Source organism: Ramlibacter sp., from assembly GCF_035554825.1.
Taxonomy (GTDB): Bacteria; Pseudomonadota; Gammaproteobacteria; order Burkholderiales; family Burkholderiaceae_C; genus Ramlibacter.
Window position 1 is genome coordinate 11,525 of sequence record NZ_DATMHS010000065.1, and the last position, 19,901, is coordinate 31,425.

General features: G+C 70.0%; 18 protein-coding genes, 1 tRNA gene and 1 other RNA gene. 9 read left to right on the forward strand and 11 right to left on the reverse strand.

Annotated elements, in window-relative coordinates:
- Positions 1-97 precede the first annotated feature (97 nt).
- The 7 genes from VNT59_RS07510 (at position 98) to VNT59_RS07540 (ending at position 8,559) form a co-directional block, all read left to right on the forward strand.
- Positions 98-3,067 carry an ATP-binding protein gene (locus VNT59_RS07510; RefSeq protein ID WP_325497706.1) on the forward strand — a complete coding sequence of 990 codons (2,970 nt, stop codon included), beginning with the start codon at positions 98-100 and terminating at the stop codon, positions 3,065-3,067.
- A 102-nt stretch (positions 3,068-3,169) separates the two neighbouring features.
- A complete protein-coding gene (locus VNT59_RS07515; RefSeq protein WP_325497707.1) occupies positions 3,170-4,516 on the forward strand; it encodes a sigma-54 dependent transcriptional regulator in 1,347 nt (448 codons plus the stop codon).
- Positions 4,517-4,697: 181 nt separating this feature from the next.
- The gene (locus VNT59_RS07520; protein WP_325497708.1) at positions 4,698-4,922 is read left to right on the forward strand and encodes a KGG domain-containing protein; all 225 of its coding nucleotides are present in this window, start codon (positions 4,698-4,700) and stop codon (positions 4,920-4,922) included.
- A gap of 117 nt (positions 4,923-5,039) precedes the next feature.
- Positions 5,040-5,378, forward strand: a complete 339-nt coding sequence (locus VNT59_RS07525) for a hypothetical protein (protein WP_325497709.1) — start codon at positions 5,040-5,042, stop codon at positions 5,376-5,378.
- 114 nt (positions 5,379-5,492) lie between these two features.
- On the forward strand, positions 5,493-6,008 hold the full coding sequence (gene lysM / locus VNT59_RS07530) for a peptidoglycan-binding protein LysM (RefSeq protein ID WP_325497710.1): 516 nt from the start codon (positions 5,493-5,495) through the stop codon (positions 6,006-6,008).
- Between the two features lie 5 nt (positions 6,009-6,013).
- Positions 6,014-6,532 (forward strand): hypothetical protein, encoded by a 519-nt coding sequence (locus VNT59_RS07535; RefSeq protein ID WP_325497711.1) that lies wholly within the window; start codon positions 6,014-6,016, stop codon positions 6,530-6,532.
- A 143-nt stretch (positions 6,533-6,675) separates the two neighbouring features.
- Entirely contained in the window at positions 6,676-8,559 is a 1,884-nt protein-coding gene (locus VNT59_RS07540; RefSeq protein WP_325497712.1) for a PAS domain S-box protein, read from the forward strand.
- A gap of 51 nt (positions 8,560-8,610) precedes the next feature.
- Here the strand turns inward: VNT59_RS07540 and VNT59_RS07545 are convergent, their stop codons facing one another.
- The 6 genes from VNT59_RS07545 to VNT59_RS07570 form a co-directional block, all read right to left on the reverse strand.
- Complete coding sequence (locus tag VNT59_RS07545; protein ID WP_325497713.1) at positions 8,611-10,566, reverse strand: calcium-binding protein; 1,956 nt, start codon at positions 10,564-10,566, stop codon at positions 8,611-8,613.
- Between the two features lie 155 nt (positions 10,567-10,721).
- A tRNA-Ser gene (locus VNT59_RS07550) sits at positions 10,722-10,811 on the reverse strand.
- A gap of 36 nt (positions 10,812-10,847) precedes the next feature.
- On the reverse strand, positions 10,848-12,155 hold the full coding sequence (gene serS / locus VNT59_RS07555) for a serine--tRNA ligase (RefSeq protein ID WP_325497714.1): 1,308 nt from the start codon (positions 12,153-12,155) through the stop codon (positions 10,848-10,850).
- A gap of 36 nt (positions 12,156-12,191) precedes the next feature.
- Complete coding sequence (locus tag VNT59_RS07560) at positions 12,192-13,130, reverse strand: threonine/serine dehydratase (protein ID WP_325497715.1); 939 nt, start codon at positions 13,128-13,130, stop codon at positions 12,192-12,194.
- A complete protein-coding gene (ispH, locus tag VNT59_RS07565) occupies positions 13,127-14,074 on the reverse strand; it encodes a 4-hydroxy-3-methylbut-2-enyl diphosphate reductase (RefSeq protein ID WP_325497716.1) in 948 nt (315 codons plus the stop codon). The genes VNT59_RS07560 and ispH overlap by 4 nt, the downstream gene beginning before the upstream one ends.
- Positions 14,071-14,544, reverse strand: coding sequence for an FKBP-type peptidyl-prolyl cis-trans isomerase (locus VNT59_RS07570; protein ID WP_325497717.1), 474 nt, complete (start codon positions 14,542-14,544; stop codon positions 14,071-14,073). Before VNT59_RS07570 ends, ispH begins: the two co-directional genes overlap by 4 nt.
- Before the next feature lie 104 nt (positions 14,545-14,648).
- On the opposite strand from VNT59_RS07570, the gene radC reads away from it, so the two are divergent.
- Together radC and VNT59_RS07580 are read left to right on the forward strand one after the other, a co-directional pair.
- Positions 14,649-15,341, forward strand: coding sequence for a RadC family protein (gene radC / locus VNT59_RS07575; RefSeq protein ID WP_325497718.1), 693 nt, complete (start codon positions 14,649-14,651; stop codon positions 15,339-15,341).
- A gap of 14 nt (positions 15,342-15,355) precedes the next feature.
- Complete coding sequence (locus VNT59_RS07580) at positions 15,356-16,015, forward strand: Smr/MutS family protein (RefSeq protein ID WP_325497719.1); 660 nt, start codon at positions 15,356-15,358, stop codon at positions 16,013-16,015.
- Between the two features lie 164 nt (positions 16,016-16,179).
- Here VNT59_RS07580 and frdD read toward each other — a convergent pair whose 3' ends face one another.
- The 5 genes from frdD to rnpB form a co-directional block, all read right to left on the reverse strand.
- Entirely contained in the window at positions 16,180-16,548 is a 369-nt protein-coding gene (gene frdD, locus VNT59_RS07585; protein ID WP_325497720.1) for a fumarate reductase subunit FrdD, read from the reverse strand.
- Complete coding sequence (locus VNT59_RS07590) at positions 16,545-16,955, reverse strand: fumarate reductase subunit C (RefSeq protein ID WP_325497721.1); 411 nt, start codon at positions 16,953-16,955, stop codon at positions 16,545-16,547. Before VNT59_RS07590 ends, frdD begins: the two co-directional genes overlap by 4 nt.
- Entirely contained in the window at positions 16,952-17,704 is a 753-nt protein-coding gene (locus VNT59_RS07595; RefSeq protein ID WP_325497722.1) for a succinate dehydrogenase/fumarate reductase iron-sulfur subunit, read from the reverse strand. Before VNT59_RS07595 ends, VNT59_RS07590 begins: the two co-directional genes overlap by 4 nt.
- The gene (gene frdA / locus VNT59_RS07600; RefSeq protein ID WP_325497723.1) at positions 17,697-19,493 is read right to left on the reverse strand and encodes a fumarate reductase (quinol) flavoprotein subunit; all 1,797 of its coding nucleotides are present in this window, start codon (positions 19,491-19,493) and stop codon (positions 17,697-17,699) included. The genes VNT59_RS07595 and frdA overlap by 8 nt, the downstream gene beginning before the upstream one ends.
- A gap of 231 nt (positions 19,494-19,724) precedes the next feature.
- An RNA gene (gene rnpB / locus VNT59_RS07605) (RNase P RNA component class A) lies at positions 19,725-19,901 on the reverse strand; the annotation flags it as partial.

Consider the following 19,901-nt stretch of genomic DNA (forward strand, 5'->3'; position numbering starts at 1 on the left):
TGCCGGGATCTGCTGACATGGCCGTGCCTTACTTCCGGTTGCACGCCGTGCCGCCGCCGGTCCCGCCGCGCTACGCTTGCCGTCCTGGTCCGTATCCATGCGACTGCTGCAACCCGTCAAAGCCCGGCTGGAACGCGCGTGGCCGATCGCGTCGCTGCGAACCTATCTGTTCGCGGTGATGCTGCTCGCCACGCTGCCGATGGCCGTGCTGATGAGCTTGCAGAGCTTCGCGGACATCCGCAGCGAACAGCAGCAGATCGAAGCCCAGCTCAGCCAGTCGGCCGCCGCACTGGCCGAGGGGGTCGAACGCCAGCTGCGTTCCTCGCTCGATGGCCTGGGCGTGCTCGCCCAGTCCGAGCTGTTCCAGCACGGCCGGGTGGCCGCGCTCGGCCGGCTGCTGCAGGGGCGGCCGCGCGGCGACTGGGACAGTGTCTTCCTGCTCGACGCCGACGGCCGGGTGGTCCTCGACACCGGGACGGCGCGGGTGCGCGCCAGCGGCGCCGAGGCGCTGCGGCAGCTGCACCGGCAGGCGCTGGCCGGCGCGAGCGCGGTCTCCGGCATGTGGGAGCGGCAGCAGCCGGGCGATCGCGCGGTGGCCGTCGCCGTGCCGATCCTGCAAAACGGCCGCATCCGGTCGGTGCTCGGCGCCCGCATGGGCGAAGCCGTGTGGCAGCGTCTGAGCGCCAGCGTCAAGCTGCCGCCGGGGGCCAACGCCGCCGTGTTCGATGCCCAGGACCGGCTGCTCGGCTACTCGCTGGCGCCGGTCGCGCCCGCCGGCGCCACGCTGCCGGCCGACGCCGCCGCGCAGATGAAGGAAAGCGCAGCCGGCGTCCACCGCTTCAGCGACGTCGACGGCCGCACCGTGTATGCAGCGTGGCGCACCGTCCCGACCTCGGGGTGGCGGGTGCGGGTGGCGCTGCCGGCCGCGCCCATCGACGCCGCGCATCGCCGGTCGATCGCGGCGGCGCTGGCCACCAGCGGCGCAAGCCTGCTGCTGGGCTTGCTGCTGGCCGCGTTCGTGGCGCGCCGCGTCGCGCATCCCCTGCGCGAGCTGGCCGCGCGCGGCGGCACCCCGTCGAGCCACGTGCCGGTGCGCGAGATCGCCGCCCTGCGCGACGCGTTGCAGCTGGCCAGGGCGCAGGACGCCGCGGCCCATGCCGCGCTGGCGGCCAAGGCGCAGGAGTTCGAAACCCTCTTCCACAGCAGTCCGATCGGCATGGCCTTCGCGCAGGATCCCGCCTGCCGCGTGATCTCGCACAACGCGGCGATGGACGCCCTGATCGGCGCACCCGGCTCGCAGCAGGCCGGCAGCGTGCGCGTGCTGCACCACGGCCGCGTGCTCGCACCCGGCGAACAGCCGCTGCAGCGCGCTGCCAGCCGCGGCGAGACCACCACCGGCCTGGAGCTGGAAATCGCCATGGAGGGGCGGCCGTCGACCTTCGTCATCGCCAACGCGGTGCCGCTGCGCGACGAGCACGGCCAGCCGCGCGGCGCCGTGAGCGCGCTGGCCGACATCACCGAGCGCAAGCGCGTCGAGGAGCGGCTGCACGCGACCGACGCCCAGTTGCGCGAGAGCCAGCGCCTGATGGGACTGGCGCAGGAGGCGGGACATGTCGGCTTCTTCCACTACCAGTTCGGCCCCGACCGGCTGGCCTGGACGCCGGGCCAGTGCAAGCTGTTCGGGATCGGCGAGCTGGCGCAGGGTGCGCTCGCCGACTGGTTCGGGCGCGTGGCCGGCGAGGACCGCGAGCGCCTGGAGCGCGAATTCTGGACCGCCTGCGCCCTGCGCCGCGACAAGGAGACGCTCGAATACCGTGTGCTGCGCCCCGACGGCACCATGCGCTGGCTGTCGAGCCGCGTGCTGGTGCAATACGACGGGGACGGCCGCGCCGCCCAGCTGATCGGCGTCAGCATCGACGTGACGGACCAGGTCGAGACCGAACGCGAGCGGGCGCTGCTCACCGAGCGCGCCCTGGCCGCCCGGGCCGAGGCCGAGGCGGCCAACCGCGCCAAGGACGAGTTCCTCACCATGCTCGGCCACGAGCTGCGCAACCCGCTGGGCGCGATTTCCGCCGCCAGCGACGTGCTCAACGCCGCCGAGCACGGCAGCGCGCCGGCGGTCGAAGCGCGCGACATCATCGCCCGCCAGACCCGCAACCTCGCGCACTTGATGAACGACCTGCTCGACGTCGGGCGCGTGATCGCGGGCAAGATCGTGCTGGTCCGGCAGCCGGTGAACCTGGCCAGCGTCGTGCGGCGCGTCGACCAGACGCTGGCCGTCACCGGCGAGGCGAGCGAGCATCCGCTGCGCCTGCGGCTGGACGACGCATGGTGCGAGGGCGATGCGGTGCGGATCGAGCAGATCGTGACCAACCTGTTGACGAACGCGGTCAAGTACACGCCGGCCGGCCGGCCGATCGACGTGCGGGTGAGCCGCCAGGACGCGATGGCCGTGCTGGAAGTGCAGGATGCGGGGATGGGCATCCCGCCTGCTTTGCTGGCGCGGGTGTTCGACCTGTTCGTGCAGGGACCGCGCCCGCTCGACCGTGCCGCCGGCGGCCTGGGCATCGGACTGACCCTGGTGCGCAGCATCGTCAAGCTGCACGGCGGCACGGTCGAGGTGGAAAGCTCGGACCAGGGCAGCCGCTTCACGGTCCGGCTGCCGGCGATAGCCGCGCCGCCGCAGCACAGCGCGGACACGCTGCCGCCGGCGCGGCGCCGCAACGTGCTGGTGGTGGAGGACAACGACGACGTGCTGGCGGCGCTGCGGGCCAAGCTGGAGCTCGACGGCCACCAGGTCAGCACGGCGCACGATGGCATCCAGGGCCTGGAGCGGCTGCTGCAGCTCCAGCCCGAGGTGTCGATCGTCGACATCGGGCTGCCGGGCCTCACCGGGTTCGAACTGGCGCGGCACGCGCGGGCAGCGGGCTATGCCGGCAGGATGATCGCCATGTCCGGCTACGGCGCCCAGCGCGACGCACGGGAAGCGCTGGTGGCCGGCTTCGACGCGTACCTCGTCAAGCCGGTGGACCGCCAGCAACTGCGCGCGTCACTCGACGCCGAGTGACGATTGAAGGCATCGTGACGTCGAGTTACAGCGCGCGCGCAGCCGGGCAGGAAATAATGGCCACGGCCCGGCAGGGTCGCTGCACAGGGAAAAGATCCACCGATGGGACATGCACTGATCGTCGAGGATGACGCCGACTCGGCCCGCATGATGGCGACGCTGGTCGGCGCCGAAGGCTTCTCGGCGGCGACCGCGAGGTCGCTGTTCGACGCCCGCCGCCAGATGGCGATGCAGCAACCGGACCTGGTGCTGCTGGACCTGCGGCTGCCGGACGGCGACGGGATGAGCCTGCTGGACGAGCACGAGCTGATCGGCAACTCCGAAGTGGTGCTGATGACCGGGCACGCCAGCCTCGAGACCTCGATCCAGGCGCTGCGCCACGGCGCGGCCGACTACCTCATCAAGCCGGTGAGCGCCCAGCAACTGCAGGGCATCCTGTCGCGGGTGATGCGGCCGGCCACGCTGCGCGCCGAGGTGGACCAGCTGACCGACGACCTGCACCGCACCGGCCGGTTCGGCCATCTGGTGGGCCGCAGCGAGCCGATGCAGCGCGTGTACGAGCAGCTGGCGCGCGTGGCCGGGACCTCGGTCACCGTGTTCGTCACGGGCGAGAGCGGCACCGGCAAGGAGCTGGCCGCGCGCACGGTGCACGACCTGAGCCGCCGTCGCAGCAAGCCGTTCCTGGCGGTCAATTGCGGCGCGATCTCGCCCAACCTGATCGAGAGCGAGATCTTCGGCCACGAGAAGGGCAGCTTCACCGGCGCCGAGCGCCAGCACCACGGCTTCTTCGAGCGCGCCCACGGCGGCACGCTGTTCCTCGACGAGATCACCGAGATGCCGCCGGCGCTGCAGGTCAAGCTGCTGCGCGTGCTGGAGACCGGCAGCTTCATGCGCGTCGGCTCGACCGTGTCGCAGGAAGCCGACGTGCGCGTGGTGGCGGCCAGCAACCGCGACCCGGCCCAGGCGGTCGCCGCCGGCGCGCTGCGCGAGGATCTGTTCTATCGCCTGAACGTGTTTCCGATCGAGCTGCCGCCGCTGCGCGAGCGGCGCGAGGACCTGCCACTGCTGGTGAACCACTTCCTGCAGGAGATCGGGGCGCGCGAAGGCGCGTTCAAGCATGCCTCCGCGGCGGCGCTGGCGCGGCTGGCGCGGTACCGCTGGCCCGGCAACGTGCGCGAACTGCGCAATGCGCTGCAGCGGGCCTACGTGATGACCGCGGGCAACGAGATCGGCGACCAGTGGCTGCCGCGCGACGTGCTCGTGCCACCGGCGGCGGCCGGCGACGCCAGCATGCTGCGAGTCCCGGTCGGAACGCCGCTGGCAGCCGCCGAGCGCCAGCTGATCCTGGCCACGCTGGAGCATTGCGGGCACCAGAAGGAGCGCACCGCGGCCGCCCTCGGCGTCAGCCTCAAGACGCTCTACAACCGACTGAAGGAATACGGTGTCTGAGGCGAGGGCCACCCGCGCCGGCGCGGCCTGACGGATAGCCCGTACCGCAAGTTTTACCGCCGAGCGGCCGCGGCCGGATGGGCCGGGCGCCGTCCCCGCCGGGCAACGCGTGGCGGCGCGGCAGGCACGGACCTTGCCACAGGAGGAGGTCACTCTTCCCCCCACCACCGAAAGGATCGCCATGGCTTTGCCAGAACCGAACACCGGCCCCGACAGCCAGACCCCGGCCCAGCGTCGCAGCGTGCGCGGCTTCGCCGCGATGGACCCGCAGCGCCAGCGCGAGATCGCCAGCCTGGGCGGCCGCGCCGCGCACCAGAGCGGCCACGCCCACGAATTCACGAGCGAGGAAGCCCGCGCGGCCGGCCGCAAGCGCCATTCGCAAGGCGGGACCCGCGAAAAGGGCTGAACCGGCGGGCCGCCCGCGCGTAGGAAAAGGCGGGCCGCAGGTGCCCGCTGGCACTGACACGCCGCCCCTGGCGCGGACTTTAGGATGAATCCACAAGTCCTCGCCAGGAGCCCTGTCATGCAGAACGCCACGGCCGCCACCGCGGTCCCCGACGCCGGCGCGAGCCAAGCGCTCGCCCTTACCCGCGCCTGCACGGCGCTGTGGGTGGCGACGCTGTCCCTCATGACCGCGTTCATGCAGACCGGCGCCCCGGCCCACCGTTATCTGATCGCCCGCAGGATCGCCAAGAACCTGACCATGCTGCGCGAGCAGGAAGCCGTGTTCGGCGCCGAAAGCCGCATGATCTTTTCGAACCTGGCCCAGCGCTGGTCCGCCAAGGCCGACGCGCTGGCCCCGCGCGAGCCTTCGAGCGGCGGCATGGGGCTGCTGCAGCGCGCTTTCGCCAAGCCGCACTGAGGGGCCACGGGCGAGGGCCCAGGTGTGGGGCCTCGCCTACAGCGCCGGCTGATTGCGTCCGACGTCTGGGCGAGCGCCTGGCCCGCAAACTTCTGGCAACAATCAGGAGCCCCCATGTCCCTTCTCAACTTCATCCGTGATGCGGGTGAAAAGCTCTTCAAGAAGCCCGAGGCCACGGCCAGCGCCGCCGCGGCACCATCGGCCGCGGCAGCCGCGCCGGCGCCCGAAAGCGTGGACGTGCTCAATGCACGCGCCGGCGACGCGATCGAGGCCTTCGTCGCCCAACAGAACCTGGGCATCCAGAACCTGGACGTGAAGTACGACGGCGCGACCGAAAAGGCCACCATCAGCGGCACGGCGCCGTCCCAGGAAGCGGCCGAGAAGGCGGTGCTGTGCTGCGGCAACGTCGCCCACGTCGCGACGGTCGAGAACAAGCTCACGGTGCCGCAGGGCGCCGAGAGCGCCCAGTTCCACGATGTGGTCAAGGGCGACACCTTGTCCGCGATCGCGAAGAAGTACTACGGCGACGCCGGCAAGTACCAGGCCATCTTCGAGGCCAACCGGCCGATGCTGTCGGACCCGGACCGCATCTACCCGGGCCAGAAGCTGCGGATTCCCAAGCTCGCCTGAATGCGGTGTCCAGCTCCGCCTACTACCTGATCTGCCTGGCGGCCGGCCTGCTGGCCATCGCCGCCGCCAGCGCCGGGTTCGTGTGGCGGCTGCGGGCACGGGAGCGCCAGCTGAAGGCGGTGGAGCTGCTCGACGCGCTGGCGCGTTACACGGAGTGGATGGCGGCGCAAGGGCGCGCGGTGTGCTTCCAGGCGGCGACCCAGCCGCCCGACGGCGCGGTGCAGGAGATCGGCGCCTTGCAGCAACAGTGGTTTCCGGCGCTGGCGCCCCAGATGCAGCGCCTCTTGCATGTGCACCTGCAGCTCGCGCGGCTGCTGCGCATGCACGAGCGCATGCGGCCGGGCGATCCGGAGGCGTGGCTGGAGCGCGGCCACGACGCGTCGTTCATGCGGCTGTGGCGCGAGCACTGCGCCGCCGCGCAGGGCCTGGAACAGGTGCTGCTGCCGCTCGCCCGGACGCCCGGCCCGCGGCCGACGGCGTTGCGCTGGCAGGCGAATGCCTCCCTGTTCACCCATGGCCACTGACCGCATCGCGACCGCACTGCACCGGCCCCACCAGGCCGCGCCCTAGGACCGGCCCGCATCCGGCGGAAATCCGCGGGCCACGCCGCACGGCCCGAGCGGCCACCGCATAATCCCCACTTTCCAGCCATCGGATCGCAAGCAGAATGCTCAGTCCACTGCGAGCGCACGACACCGCCGAGCGTCGGTTCCAGCTGTTGGTCGATGCGGTGGTCGACTACGGCATCTTCATGCTGGACCCGCAAGGCCACATCGTGTCCTGGAATTCAGGGGCCGAGAAGCTCAAGGGCTATCGGCGCGACGAGATCCTCGGCCGGCATTTTTCGGTCTTCTATCCGCCCGAGGTCGTGGCCACCGGCTGGCCCCAGGAGGAATTGCGCCGCGCGCGCCTGGCCGGGCGGTTCGAGGACGAGGGCTGGCGCATCCGCAAGGACGGGACCCGGTTCTGGGCCAACGTCGTCATCACCGCGCTGCAGGACGAAGCCGGCGCGATCACCGGCTTCGCCAAGATCACGCGCGACCTGACCGAGCGGCGGCGCCACGAGGAAGTCCTGCGCGAGAGCGAGGCGCGCTTCAGGCTGCTGGTCGAGAGCGTGCGCGACTACGCGATCTTCATGCTGGACCCCGGCGGCAACGTGCGCAGCTGGAATGCCGGCGCCCAGGCGCTCAAGGGCTACACGGCCCAGGAAATCATCGGCCGCCACTTCAGCGCCTTCTACACGCCCGAAGACCAGGCCGCCGGCAAGCCGGCCGCGGCACTGCGCGCGGCGCGCCGCGACGGCCGCGTCGAAGCCACCGGCTGGCGGGTCCGCAAGGACGGCACGCTGTTCTGGGCCAACGTGGTCGTCACGGCGGTGCACGGCGACAGCGGCGAGCTGATCGGATTCGCCAAGGTCACGCGCGACATGACCGATCGGCGCCGGGTGGAGGAGCTGGAACGTTCGAGCCGCATGATGACCCAGTTTCTCGCCATGCTGGCGCACGAGCTGCGCAACCCGTTGGCGCCAATGCGCAACGCGGTGACGCTGATGCAGCTGGAACACACGGCGAGCCCCGCGCTGAAGAACGCGCGCGACATCATCGACCGGCAGCTGACGCACCTGACCCACCTCGTGGACGATCTGCTGGACGTGGGCCGCCTGACGACCGGCAAGGTGGCGTTGCGGCTGGAACCCACCGCGGTCGGCGAGGTGGTCGGCCGCGCCGTGGAGACGGCCCGGCCCCTGATCGAGGCCAGGCGCCACACGCTCACGCTGGACCTGCCCCCGGAGCCGGTCACCATCAATGCCGATCCGACCCGGCTCGCCCAGATCGTGCAGAACCTGCTGGTGAACGCGGCGAAGTACACGCCCGACGGCGGCCGTGTCGGCGTGAAGGTCGAGGCGGCGAACGGCTTCGTCACGGTCGCGGTCTCGGACACCGGTCGCGGGATTGCCGCGGCGGACCTGGAGCGCATGTTCGAGCTGTTCGCGCAGGGCGACAACGACGTGCCCAACGACAGCGGCCTGGGCGTCGGGCTGACGCTCGCGCGTTCGCTGGCCGAAATGCACGGCGGCCGCCTGGACGCCGAAAGCGCGGGCCGCGGCCGGGGCAGCACCTTCTTGCTGCGCCTGCCGCTGGCTGGCCCGCACGACCAGGCGCCCGGCGACCAGGTGGGATCGGACTTCAAGGTGCTGGTCGTGGACGACAACCGCGATTCCGCCGACAGCGCCGCCGCCATCATCCGGCTGCTCGGGTACGGCGCGGTGTGCGCCTATGACGGCAGCAACGCCCTGCGCGCCGCGCAGCAGCAGCAGCCGGACCTGGTCCTGCTGGACCTGGCGATGCCGCAGCTCGATGGCTACGCGACCCTGCAGCGGCTGCGCGCCCTGCCCGGGTTCGGGCAAACGCCGGTGATCGCGATGACCGGCTACGGCAGCGCGCAGGACCGCCAGCGCACGACGGAAGCCGGCTTCGACGGGCACCTGACCAAGCCGGTGGAACTGAACGCGCTGGTGGAGCTCGTCAACCGCGCCCGCGGTACGCAGTGACTCGTCCCGCGAGGCGGCCGGGGCCGGAAGGACGGACGAAAGAAGCGCGCCTCAGGTGACCACGAAGTTCTCGGCCGACAGGAAACCGACCAGGCCCACCAGCGTCGCGATCTGCACTGCCGCGCCGTCGCCACTCCCGTCGCGATCGTACGTCAGCGCACCGGTGGCTGGGTCGTAGACGATCCTGACGCTGGGGTCGGTGGCGCTGGCGCCGGTCTGAAACGCCGCGGCGGCCAACGACCCGGCATCCAGGCCCCGGAACACCTTGCCGTCCAACTGGATCACGTCGTCCGCAGCGACGAAGTTCACCAGCAGGTCGACGTTGCCGGCGCCCGATTTCTGTTCGAACACGAAAACATCGCGGCCGCCGCCGCCGTCGAGCGTGTCGTTGCCGCGGCCGCCGGTCAGGACGTTGGGCGCGGCATTGCCGGTCAGCGCGTTATCCAGCGCGTTGCCCGTCCCGTCGATCGCATCCGGCCCCACCAGGACCAGGTTTTCGACCTGCGCTCCCAGCTCGTAACTGACCGAACTCCTGACGGTATCGAGCCCCTCGCCGTGCCGCTCCATGACCTTGTCGCGCGCGCTGTCGACGAAGTAGGTGTCGTTGCCGGCGCCGCCGGCCATGAAGTCGTTGCCGAGGCCGCCATCCAGCGAGTCGTTGCCGGCAAGCCCGTACAGGTGGTCGTCGCCGGCGTAGCCCAGGACCAGGTGCGTGGCGGGGTCCGCGTCGAGCCAGTCGTTGGCCGGGGTGCCGGCCAGGGCGTCCTGAAAGCGCTGGACGTACACCGCCACATCGTAGCCGCCAGCGCCGGGCCGCGAGTCCCACCACGTCACCGCGAAGCCGCCCTCCGCCAGTGCGGCGACCGCGGGCGCAGACTGGAACGACGACGGCGGATTGTCGATCTGCATCTCGGCGCCGACCGGCGCGCCGCTGCTGTCGTAGCGCTGCGCGTACACGTTGGTGTCGCTGGCGTCGGCAGATTGCCACTGCCACGTCACGACACAGCCACCGTCGCTCATCGCGGCGACACCCGGATCCAGGGCATGACCGCCGGTGCTGCTGGTGAGGCGCGCCTCGCCACCCACGGGCGCGCCCGTATGGTCGAACCGCTGGGCGTAGATGTCGCCGGCCGCCCAGGTCACCAGGTAGCCGCCATCGGCCAGCGCCGCGACGGACGGATTCCACTGATCGCCCGCGGTGGTCGTGTTGACCCGCGTTTCGCCCGCCACCGGCGTGCCGGCCACGTCGAAGCGCTGGGCGTAGATGCCGTACCCGCTGCCGTCCTGGCCGTAGGAGCCCCAGGCCACCACGTAGCCCCCGTCGCCCAGCGCGGCGACGGCCGGCACCTCCTGCGAATCGGCCGTGGTGGTGTTGACGCGTGTCTCGGCGCCGACCGGCGCGCCGCTGCCGTCGAAGCGCTGGGCGTAGACGCCGTTGGAGCTGCCGTCCTGGTACGAAGTCCACGTCACCAGCCAACCGCCGTCGGCCAGCGCCGTCACGGACGGCTGGAACTGGTTGCCCGCGGTGGTCGCGTTGACCTCGATCGGCGCGCCGGCGGGCGCGCCATTGTTGTCGAAGCGCTGGGCCATGATGTCGTGCCCCGGCTGGCCGAGCGCGCCCAGCGACTCCCACGCCACGACAAAGCCGCCGTCGGCCGTCGCCGCGATCGCCGGCGTGCCGCCCCAATCGCTGACCTCCGTGACGCCACCCACCTGAGTGCCGGCGGCGTCGAACTCCTGCGTGTAGACATACACGGTGGTCTTGCCCAGCACCGACCAGGCGACGACGTAGCCGCCGTCGCTGAGCGCGGCAATGGCCGGATAGGGGGTATTCATCATCCCCCATCCGACGTGGTACACGGCAACCTGCGGCAGCGCCACCGTGACAACGCTGCCGCCATCGTGGTGTCCATGGCCGCCGGCCGGCGCCGGACCGGCGCGCTCGTCGGCGCTCGAAGGAGCGGCATCGAACCTGGACGGGGACCTGCCGTGGCTGTTGCTGTTCATGCTGGCGGCCCTCCCTGAACGGCGCCGCCTGTGAAGCAATAGCCCGGGTCCGGCGGATTGCGAGCGACCCGCCGGGTAAGAGCTGAAACTGGCGTGTAACCGGACTTCGGCGGGTCACGGCCATGGAAAAAGCCTCGCGTTGCGAGGCTTGTCCGTGGCGGAGAGGGTCGGATTCGAACCGACGGTACGTTTGCACGTACACCGGATTTCGAGTCCGGCGCATTCGACCACTCTGCCACCTCTCCAGGTGTCTTGATTCGCGTGGTGCGAAGCCCGAGATTCTAACCGACTGCGGGCGCGAGTTGCTCCAGGCCGCCCAGATAGGGCCGCAGCGCCTGTGGCACCGTGACGGAGCCGTCCGCGTTCTGGCAGTTCTCCAGCACGGCCACCAGCGTCCGGCCCACCGCCAGCCCCGAACCGTTGAGCGTGTGGACCCAGTCGGTCTTGCCCTGGGCGGTGCGATAGCGCGCCTGCAGCCGGCGCGCCTGGAAGGCCTCGCAGTTCGAGACGGAACTGATCTCGCGATAGGTGTTCTGCGCCGGCAGCCACACTTCCAGGTCGTAGGTCTTGGCGGCGCCGAAGCCCATGTCGCCGGTCGACAGCAGCATCACCCGGTACGGCAGGCCCAGCTGCTGCAGCACCGCCTCGGCGTTGCGCGTCATCTCCTCCAGCGCCTCGTAGCTGCGTTCGGGGTGGACGATCTGCACCATCTCGACCTTGTCGAACTGGTGCTGCCGGATCATGCCCCGGGTGTCGCGACCCGCGCTGCCGGCTTCCGACCGGAAGCACGGCGTGTGCGCGGTGAGCTTCAGCGGCAACACTTCCGGCGCCAGGATCTCGTCGCGCACGAAGTTGGTCAGCGGCACCTCGCTGGTGGGGATCAGGTACAGCGGCGCATCCTCGCCCTCCTGGCCGCCCTTCTTCGCGGCGAACAGGTCGGCTTCGAACTTGGGCAACTGGCCGGTGCCGCGCATCGATTCGGCATTGACGATGTACGGGGTGTAGCACTCGGTGTAGCCGTGCTGCTGCGTCTGCACGTCGAGCATGAACTGGGCCAGCGCCCGATGCAGCCGGGCGATCTGCCCCTTCATCACCGTGAAGCGCGAGCCGCTCAATTTCACGCCGGTCTCGAAGTCCAGCCCCAGCGGCGTGCCCACGTCGACGTGGTCGCGCGGGGCGAAGTCGAACCGGCGCGGCGTGCCCCAGCGCCGCACTTCCCGATTGGCCTGCTCGTCGTCGCCGACCGGCACGCTCTCGTGCGGCAGGTTCGGCACCGACAGCAGCAGCGCCTGCAGCTCGGGCTGGAGCTGCTCGAGCCGCGCCGCGGAGCTGTCGAGCTCGGTTTTCATCGCGGCGACCTGCGCCATGATCTCGTCGACCGGTTCGCCCTTGGCCTTGCGCTGGCCGATCTGCTTGGACAGCTGGTTGCGCTGCGCCTGCAGCTCTTCGGTGCGAGTCTGGATTGCCTTGCGCTCCGCCTCCAGCGCCCGAAAGGCGTCCACCTGGAGGAAGGGTTGCGGTTTCTTGCGCGTCTCGAGTCGGGCGACGACCGACGCCAGGTCCTTGCGCAGCAGGGTGATATCGAGCATGCCGGAATTCTAAGTGGGACCCCGGGTCCCGCCGGCTCACGCCAGGGTGGCGGGATCCACGTTGGCGCCGCACACGACGAGGCAGACGCGTTCGCGCTCGCCGGGTACGTAGGCGCCGGCCTGCAGGGCGGCCAGCCCGAGCGCCGCCGCCGGTTCCACGGCGAGCTTGAATTCCTTCCACAGCGTGCGCTGCGCGGCGCCGATCGCCCCATCCGGCACCAGCACGGCATCGCCCACGAATTGCTGCGTGATGTCCCAGGCGATCGAGCCGATGCGCTTGGCGCCCAGCGAATCGGCGGCCAGGCCGCTCACCGCCACGTCCACCGGCGCGCCGGCTGCCCGGGCGGCGAAGAGCGTGGGCGCCAGCTCCGGCTCCAGGGCAACGATGCGCGCCTCGCGGCGGAACCAGGACGCGATGCCGGCGATCAGCCCGCCGCCGCCGACGCTCACCAGCACGCTGTCGGGCCGCCCGCCCTGCTCCTCGATCTCGCGGGCGATCGTGCCGGCCCCCGCCACCACCTCGGGCTGGTCGTAGGCATGGGTCAGCAAGGCGCCGGTCGCGCGCTGGCGCTCGAGGCAGGCTTCCAGTGCCTGCGCATACACATCGCCGGTCACCACCACGTGCGCGCCCAGTTCGCGCAGCCTGGCCCGCTTGGCCGGACTGCAGACGGTCGGCACGAAGACCTCGCAGCGCACGCCCAGCCGCCTGGCCGCTGCCGCGGTGGCGATGCCGGCGTTGCCGCCGGACGCGACCACCACGCCGGCGCCGGGAATGGGCTGGGCGAGCAGCCGATTGAGCATGCCGCGCGCCTTGAAGCTGCCGCTGACCTGCAGATGCTCCAGCTTCAGCCACACCTCATCGCAGCGCACGCCGAAGGCGGCGCCCGGGAGCTTCCACAGCGGGGTGCGCCGCAGGAAGGCGCCATCGTGCGGGGCGAACCTCGCCGCGGCAGCGGCGATCGCCTCGCGGCTCACAGCTTCAGCCCCTTGGGCAGCGGGAACTTCACGGTTTCCTCGACGCCGTGCAGGCGGCGCACGGCGACGCCGCCGAAGTCGCGGATGCGGGCCACCACCTCCTGCACCAGGACCTCCGGCGCCGACGCGCCCGCGGTGATCCCGACGCGGGTGCGGCCCTCCAGCCATTGCGGCTTCAGCTCGCCGGCGTTGTCGACCATGTAGCTGGGCACGCCCAGCTTGCGCGCGAGCTCCGCGAGCCGGTTGCTGTTGGAACTGGTGGGGCTGCCGACGACGATCACCACGTCCACCTGCGGCGACATGATCTTCACGGCGTCCTGCCGGTTCTGGGTGGCGTAGCAGATGTCCTGCTGCTTGGGCTGGCGGATGGCGGGAAAGCGCGCGCGCACGGCCGCCATGATCTCGGCCGCGTCGTCGACGGACAGCGTGGTCTGGGTCACGATGGCAAGCTTTTCCGTTTGCGCCGGCTGGATGCGGGCCACGTCGGCCACGTCCTCCACCAGGTGGATGCCGCCATCGAGCTGGCCCATCGTGCCTTCGACCTCCGGATGCCCCTTGTGGCCGATCATGATGAACTCGTAGCCCTCGCGCGCGAGCTTGGCCACTTCCACGTGGACCTTGGTGACCAGCGGGCAGGTGGCATCGAACACGGAAAATCCGCGTGCCCGCGCCTCCTCCTGCACCGCGCGGCTCACGCCGTGCGCCGAGAACACCACCGTCGCGCCGGGCGGCACTTCGGCCAGTTCGTCGATGAAGATCGCGCCTTTGGCCTTGAGGTCGTTGACGACAAAGGTGTTGTGCACGATCTCGTGGCGCACGTAGATCGGCGGTCCGAACTTCTTCAGGGCCCGCTCGACGATCTCGATCGCGCGGTCGACGCCCGCGCAAAAGCCGCGCGGCTCGGCCAGCAGCACTTCGCGGGCAGCGTCGGCGGCGCGCGTCATAGCACCCCGATCACGCGCACTTCGAAGGTCACCGCCTGGCCGGCGAGCGGATGGTTGAAGTCGAACAGCACCGCCGCGCCGGCAGCGTCCCCGCCCGGCGCACCCACCTGGCGCACGGCGCCCGCGTACTGGCCCTGGCCGTCGGGCGTCGGAAACTGCACGACGTCCCCGACCTCGTACTGCTCGTCGGGGTCGCCCATCTGGTCCAGCAGCTTGCGCGCGACCCACTGCAGCAGTTCCGGGTTGCGGTCGCCGAAGGCCTCGCCCGCAGGCAGCTCGAAGCGCTCGTGCGCGCCCTCCTCCAGCCCCAGCAGGCGCTGCTCCATGGCTGGGGCGAGCTCGCCCGCGCCGAGGGTCAGCGTCGCCGGCTGGCCGGCGAAGGTGTTGATGATGTCGCCCTCGGGCCCGGCAAGGCGGTAGTGGAGGGTCAGAAAGGAGCCCGGTTGAACCCGGCGCGCGGAGGAGGCCATGCAAGTCCCGATAAACTGGCCCTATTGTAGAAAGCCGCCCGCCGGCCGCCCCGCGGGCCCGGGATACCCGTCGTCCTTTCGGGGCGGATCGACCGGACGCTGCCATGCCCTTGAAAGACCTTCCCGCCGACGCACGGCCACGCGAAAAGCTGCTGGCCCGGGGTGCCGCCGCGCTCAGCGACAGCGAGCTGCTGGCGCTGCTGCTGCGCACCGGCACGGCCGGCCGCGGCGTGCTGCAGATGGCGCAGGAACTGCTGGCCCCCAGGGCGCAAGGCGGCTTCGGCGGCATCGCGGGCTTGCTGAACACGCACCTGGACGACCTGAAACGGGTCAAGGGCATGGGCGGCAGCGCCAAGCGCGCGCAACTCGCCGCCGTGCTGGAATTGGCGCGGCGTGCCGTGGCGCAGCAGCTGCACGAGCGCGAGGTCTTCGGCTCGCCGGGCGCCGTGAAGCAATACCTGCAACTGAGGCTGGCGGCGCGGCCGCATGAGGTGTTCGCGGTGCTGTTCCTGGATGCGCAGCACCGGCTGCTGGCGCTGGAGGAACTGTTTCGCGGCACGCTGACACAGACCAGCGTGTACCCGCGCGAAGTCGTCCAGCAGGCACTGCACCACCGGGCCGCGGCGGTGGTGCTCGCGCACAACCACCCGAGCGGGACGGTGCAGCCGTCGCGCGCCGACGAGGCGCTGACGCAGACGCTGAAGGCCGCGCTGGCGCTGGTCGACGTGCGGATCCTCGATCACGTGATCGTCGCCCCGGGGGCGGCGCTGTCGATGGCCGAACTGGGCCTCATCTGAAAGAAGTACCGGCGATGAAGTCGAAGTCGCTCAAGGAGCTGCACGAGATCCAGCGCAAGCTGGTGGAACAGCAGAACATCGCGGCCGCCCAGGCCGCGGCGCGCGAGGAGGCCGAGCGGCGCGCGCACGCCGAGCGCACGCTCTTCATCCGCGCCGCGGGCGAGGTGCGACCGCTGCGCCGCCATGGACGGGTCGACCTCGCGCCGGACCAGCCGGCGCCGCTGCCGGTGCAGCAGCAGCTCGACGAGCAGCGGGTCCTGCAGGAGGCGATCAGCGACGATTTCGATGCCACCACCCTGCTGGACGTCGACGACGCACTCAGCTTCCGGCGGCCCGGCGTGGGGCCGGACGTGACGCGGCGGCTGCGCAAGGGCGACTGGAGCATCCAGGGCGAGATCGACCTGCACGGCCTGCGCCGCGAGGATGCGCGCGAGGCCCTGGCCGGGTTCATCCGCGAAGCGCACCGGCGCGGCTGGCGCTGCGTGCGGGTGGTGCACGGCAAGGGACTGGGCTCGCCGGGCAAGACACCGGTGCTCAAGGGCAAGGTGCAGGGCTGGCTGATCCAGAAGAACGAGGTGCTGGCCTTCGTCCAGGCGCGCGCCGACGAGGGCGGCGCCGGCGCCCTGGTGGTGCTGCTCAAGCCCAGCCCCGTCGCGCCGGTGCGAAGCTCCTGAATTCCAACCCAATGCAGAACGCAGAGGGCGCAGAGGATTCGCAGAGGACGCAGAAGATTGAGGAATGAAAACGGGGCGCCCTCGGCGCCCCGCCTTCTCTTCTCTGCGTCCTTTGCGTTTCTTGGCGCCCTCTGCGTTCGGCTGTTGGGTTTTCAGAACCTGGGTCAGAACCCGATCGACAGCAGGCTGTACGCCGCGATCACCGTGATCAGGAACGCGCCGCCGTAGCACACGGTCTTGGCCACGAAGCCGACCGGGATGCCGAGGTCGTGCAGGCTGTGGTAGATGCGATGCATCGCGTGGTAGGCGAACAGCCAGATCAGCACGAACAACAGGCCCTTGCCCGCCCAGTGCTGCGCGAACGCGTGCATGCGCTGGTACGACAGCAGGTTGTCGCCGAACGGCCAGCCCAGCGGCGCGGCGATGCCGGTGACGAACACCAGCGCCGTGCCGAGCAGCGCCGACAGCATGCCGCCACCGCCGAACATCACCCAGAAGATCGGCGCCCTGGATCGCTTGAGATCTGCGTTCATGCCCGCACCCCCCAGACAACGGCCAGCGCCAGCACGGTGACGACGATCGTCACGAGGTAGCCGGTGCGGGTGATCGTGGAACCCTCGACCCGCTGCCCGCCCATGAACATGAGCGGCATCGTCTTGGGCATGATGTCGAACCAGCTCTTGGCGTGCACCATCATCGAGAACAGCAGCACCAGGTGCAGCAGGATCGAGCCGGGGCTGCGCAGCGCGGCGAGCCAGCCGTTGAACGCCGCCTCGCCCTGCGACAGGCGCAGCACGCCCATCATCAGGATGATCGCGTACACCAGCACGGCGATGGCCGTCACTTCGCGAATCATGTATTTCACGAAGAACGGGTCGCGGCGCCACCAGCCCTGCATCGGACGGACGTAGCCGCGCCGCAATGTGGCCCTGTGGTTCATGTCGTAGCCCCCTTGGGAGAGAGGAATCGGAGGAAGAAGTCCTTGGCGCTGTTCACCTTGTTCTGGTTCACCGCGTTGGCCGGATCGACGTGCTTCGGACAGACCTCCGAGCAGTAGCCGACCGCCGTGCAGCTCCACACGCCCTCTTCGGCGTTGACGATCTTCATGCGTTCGGCGCGGCCGCCGTCCCGCGAGTCGGCGTTGTAGCGGTGCAGCAGCGCCAGCACGCCCGGGCCGGTGAAGTCGGGGTTGAGGCCGAACTGCGGGCAGGCCGCGTAGCACAGCATGCAGTTGATGCAGGAGCTGAACTGCTCGAACTGTTCGAGCTGCTCGGGCGTCTGCAGGTACTCGCCCTGCGACAGCTCGCGCTCTTCCTTCGGGATGATGTAGGGCTTGATGCCTTCGAGCTTGCTGACGAACTCGCCGACCGAGACGACCAGGTCGCGCTCGATCGGGAAGTGCGCCAGCGCCTCGACCCGGACCGGGCCGGGCAGCAGGTCGCGCAGGAAGGTGGAGCACGACAGCATCGGCTTGCCGTTGATCATCATGCCGCAGCTGCCGCAGATCGCCATGCGGCAGGACCAGCGGAAGCTGACGGAGCCGTCGAGTTCGTCCTTGATGTACTGCAGCCCCTGCAGCACCGACATGTCGTTCGTGAACGGCACGTAGTAGCTCTGCCAGACCGGCTTGTCCTCTTCTTCCGGCCGGTAGCGCAGGACCTGGATTTCGATTCTTTGGGCTTCAGGCATGGGCGGCCTCCTTGGCCTTCCGGTCGGCTTCCTCGCCGGCGGCGCCGTAAGCGCGCGTGCCGGGCTTGGAGGTGGTGATCTTCACCGGCCCGTAGTCGATGCGCGGGGCAGCCCCCGGCTGGTAGTAGGCCAGCGAGTGTTTCAGGAAATTCACGTCGTCGCGCTGCTCGTAGCCGTCCAGGCGCTGGTGCGATCCGCGCGACTCCCGGCGATTGAGCGCCGAGTGGGCCATCGCTTCGGCGACGTCCAGCAGGTAGCCCAGTTCGATGGCGAGCAGCCACTCGGTGTTCCAGCCCTTGGACTTGTCGTCCAGCCGGATCTTCGCGTAGCGCTGCTTGAGCTCGGCCAGCTTGTCGCAGGTGGCCTGCATCGTCTCGGCGGTGCGGTAGATGCCGCAGCCGTCCTCCATGCTCTTGGCCATCTCCCTGCGGATGGTGGCCAGGCGCTCCGTGCCGTCCATGCGCGTGACGATGGCGGCGGCGCGTGCCTGCGCCTCGTCGGCGAGCTTGCTGATGCGGTCGGTGCTGGCGTGCGGCGTGCTCTTGGCGAAGGCGGCGGCCTCCACCCCGGCCATCTTGCCGAACACGAGCAGTTCCGTCAGCGAGTTGGAGCCCAGGCGGTTGGCGCCGTGGATGCCGACGCTGGAGCACTCGCCCGCCGAGTACAGTCCGGCCACCCCCGGGGCGGCGGTGGCGCCGTCGGCGCTGATGCCACCCATCGTGTAGTGGACGGCCGGCAGCACCGGGATCGGCGACTTGGCGGGATCGACGCCGAGGTATTCGACGGCCAGCTCGTAGATCTGCGGCAGGCGTTCGCGCAGCTTCTTCTCGCCGAGGTGGCGCAGGTCGAGGTGCACGTACGAGCCCCAGCGCGGGTCGGACAACGTGCGCCCCTTCTGCTTCTCGTGCCAGATCGCCTGGCTCAGGCGGTCGCGCGGGCCTAGTTCCATGAACTTGTTGCGCGGCTTGTCCTCGGCCGGGCCGAGGCCGTAGTCCTGCAGGAAGCGGTAGCCGTCCTTGTTCAGCAGGAAGCCGCCTTCCCCGCGGCACGCCTCGGTGAACAGCAGGCCGGTGACGGGCATGCAGGTCGGGTGGTACTGCACGAACTCCATGTCGCGCAGCGGCACGCCGTGGCGGAAGGCCAGCGCCATGCCGTCGCCGGTGACGATGCCGCCGTTGGTGTTCTCGCGGAACACGCGACCGGCGCCGCCCGTGGCGATGATCACCGACTTGGCCTGGATCAGGCGGAATTCGCCGGTGGCGATCTCGATGACAACGACGCCCTGGACCCGGCCCTGGTCGACCACGAGATCGAGGCAGAAGTGCTCGTCGAAGCGGCGGATCGACGGGTACTTGATCGAGGTCTGGAACAGCGTGTGCAGCATGTGGAAGCCGGTCTTGTCGGCCGCGAACCACGTGCGCTCGATCTTCATGCCGCCGAAGGCGCGCGTGTTGATGTGGCCGTCTTCCTTGCGGCTCCACGGGCAGCCCCAGTGCTCCATCTGCACCATCTCCTCGGTGGAGTGGGCCACGAAGTACTCGACCGCGTCCTGGTCGCACAGCCAGTCGCCGCCGTGCACCGTGTCGTCGAAGTGGTGCTGCAGGCTGTCCTCGGGACGCACCACGGCGGCCGAGCCGCCTTCGGCTGCGACCGTATGGCTGCGCATCGGATAAACCTTGGAGACCAGCGCAATATTCAGCGCCGGGTCCTGCTCGGCAACAGCGATAGCAGCCCGCAGTCCGGCACCACCGGCTCCGATAATCGCGACATCAGTTTCGAATATTTCCACTTTTCTCCCTTTTTACTTTAGTGGAATTTCTTTAAAGAAATATTTTACGAATATAGAAGCTCAACGAACGACGTTCAAATGATTCAGGTCAACTTATCCACAGCGACTTATGCGCACACCGCAGGAAAACCGCCTGCGCGATGAAGGAGCCAAGGACGGAAAAAAAAGATGCGACGTGCGTCCGGAAAATCCCGGAGAAAAGGGCGGCGCGGCGCGCCGCTCAGGAAAGGAAAGTAAAGCAAGCCGATAGGCCGGATTCTGTTACGGCGACAACGACGGATCGTCGCGCTATGACAGCCATTCATCTAGGCCGTGAATTGCTCCACGGCTCAAGCTTCCTACCCGCACGCTCCGCGAGCAGCCTCAATGCGTGCCTATTTGGAATTGCTCCGGGTGGAGGTTACCGCG

Excerpts from the sequence above, each read along its gene's own strand:
- VNT59_RS07545 (WP_325497713.1), bottom strand. The coding sequence starts at position 10,566 with ATGAACAGCAACAGCCACGGCAGGTCCCCGTCCAGGTTCGATGCCGCT.
- VNT59_RS07540 (WP_325497712.1), top strand. The coding sequence starts at position 6,676 with ATGCTCAGTCCACTGCGAGCGCACGACACCGCCGAGCGTCGGTTCCAG.
- VNT59_RS07580 (WP_325497719.1), top strand. The coding sequence starts at position 15,356 with ATGAAGTCGAAGTCGCTCAAGGAGCTGCACGAGATCCAGCGCAAGCTG.
- VNT59_RS07515 (WP_325497707.1), top strand. The coding sequence starts at position 3,170 with ATGGGACATGCACTGATCGTCGAGGATGACGCCGACTCGGCCCGCATG.
- VNT59_RS07520 (WP_325497708.1), top strand. The coding sequence starts at position 4,698 with ATGGCTTTGCCAGAACCGAACACCGGCCCCGACAGCCAGACCCCGGCC.
- VNT59_RS07510 (WP_325497706.1), top strand. The coding sequence starts at position 98 with ATGCGACTGCTGCAACCCGTCAAAGCCCGGCTGGAACGCGCGTGGCCG.
- ispH (WP_325497716.1), bottom strand. The coding sequence starts at position 14,074 with ATGACGCGCGCCGCCGACGCTGCCCGCGAAGTGCTGCTGGCCGAGCCG.
- lysM (WP_325497710.1), top strand. The coding sequence starts at position 5,493 with ATGTCCCTTCTCAACTTCATCCGTGATGCGGGTGAAAAGCTCTTCAAG.
- radC (WP_325497718.1), top strand. The coding sequence starts at position 14,649 with ATGCCCTTGAAAGACCTTCCCGCCGACGCACGGCCACGCGAAAAGCTG.
- VNT59_RS07590 (WP_325497721.1), bottom strand. The coding sequence starts at position 16,955 with ATGAACCACAGGGCCACATTGCGGCGCGGCTACGTCCGTCCGATGCAG.
- serS (WP_325497714.1), bottom strand. The coding sequence starts at position 12,155 with ATGCTCGATATCACCCTGCTGCGCAAGGACCTGGCGTCGGTCGTCGCC.
- frdD (WP_325497720.1), bottom strand. The coding sequence starts at position 16,548 with ATGAACGCAGATCTCAAGCGATCCAGGGCGCCGATCTTCTGGGTGATG.
- VNT59_RS07525 (WP_325497709.1), top strand. The coding sequence starts at position 5,040 with ATGCAGAACGCCACGGCCGCCACCGCGGTCCCCGACGCCGGCGCGAGC.
- VNT59_RS07595 (WP_325497722.1), bottom strand. The coding sequence starts at position 17,704 with ATGCCTGAAGCCCAAAGAATCGAAATCCAGGTCCTGCGCTACCGGCCG.
- VNT59_RS07570 (WP_325497717.1), bottom strand. The coding sequence starts at position 14,544 with ATGGCCTCCTCCGCGCGCCGGGTTCAACCGGGCTCCTTTCTGACCCTC.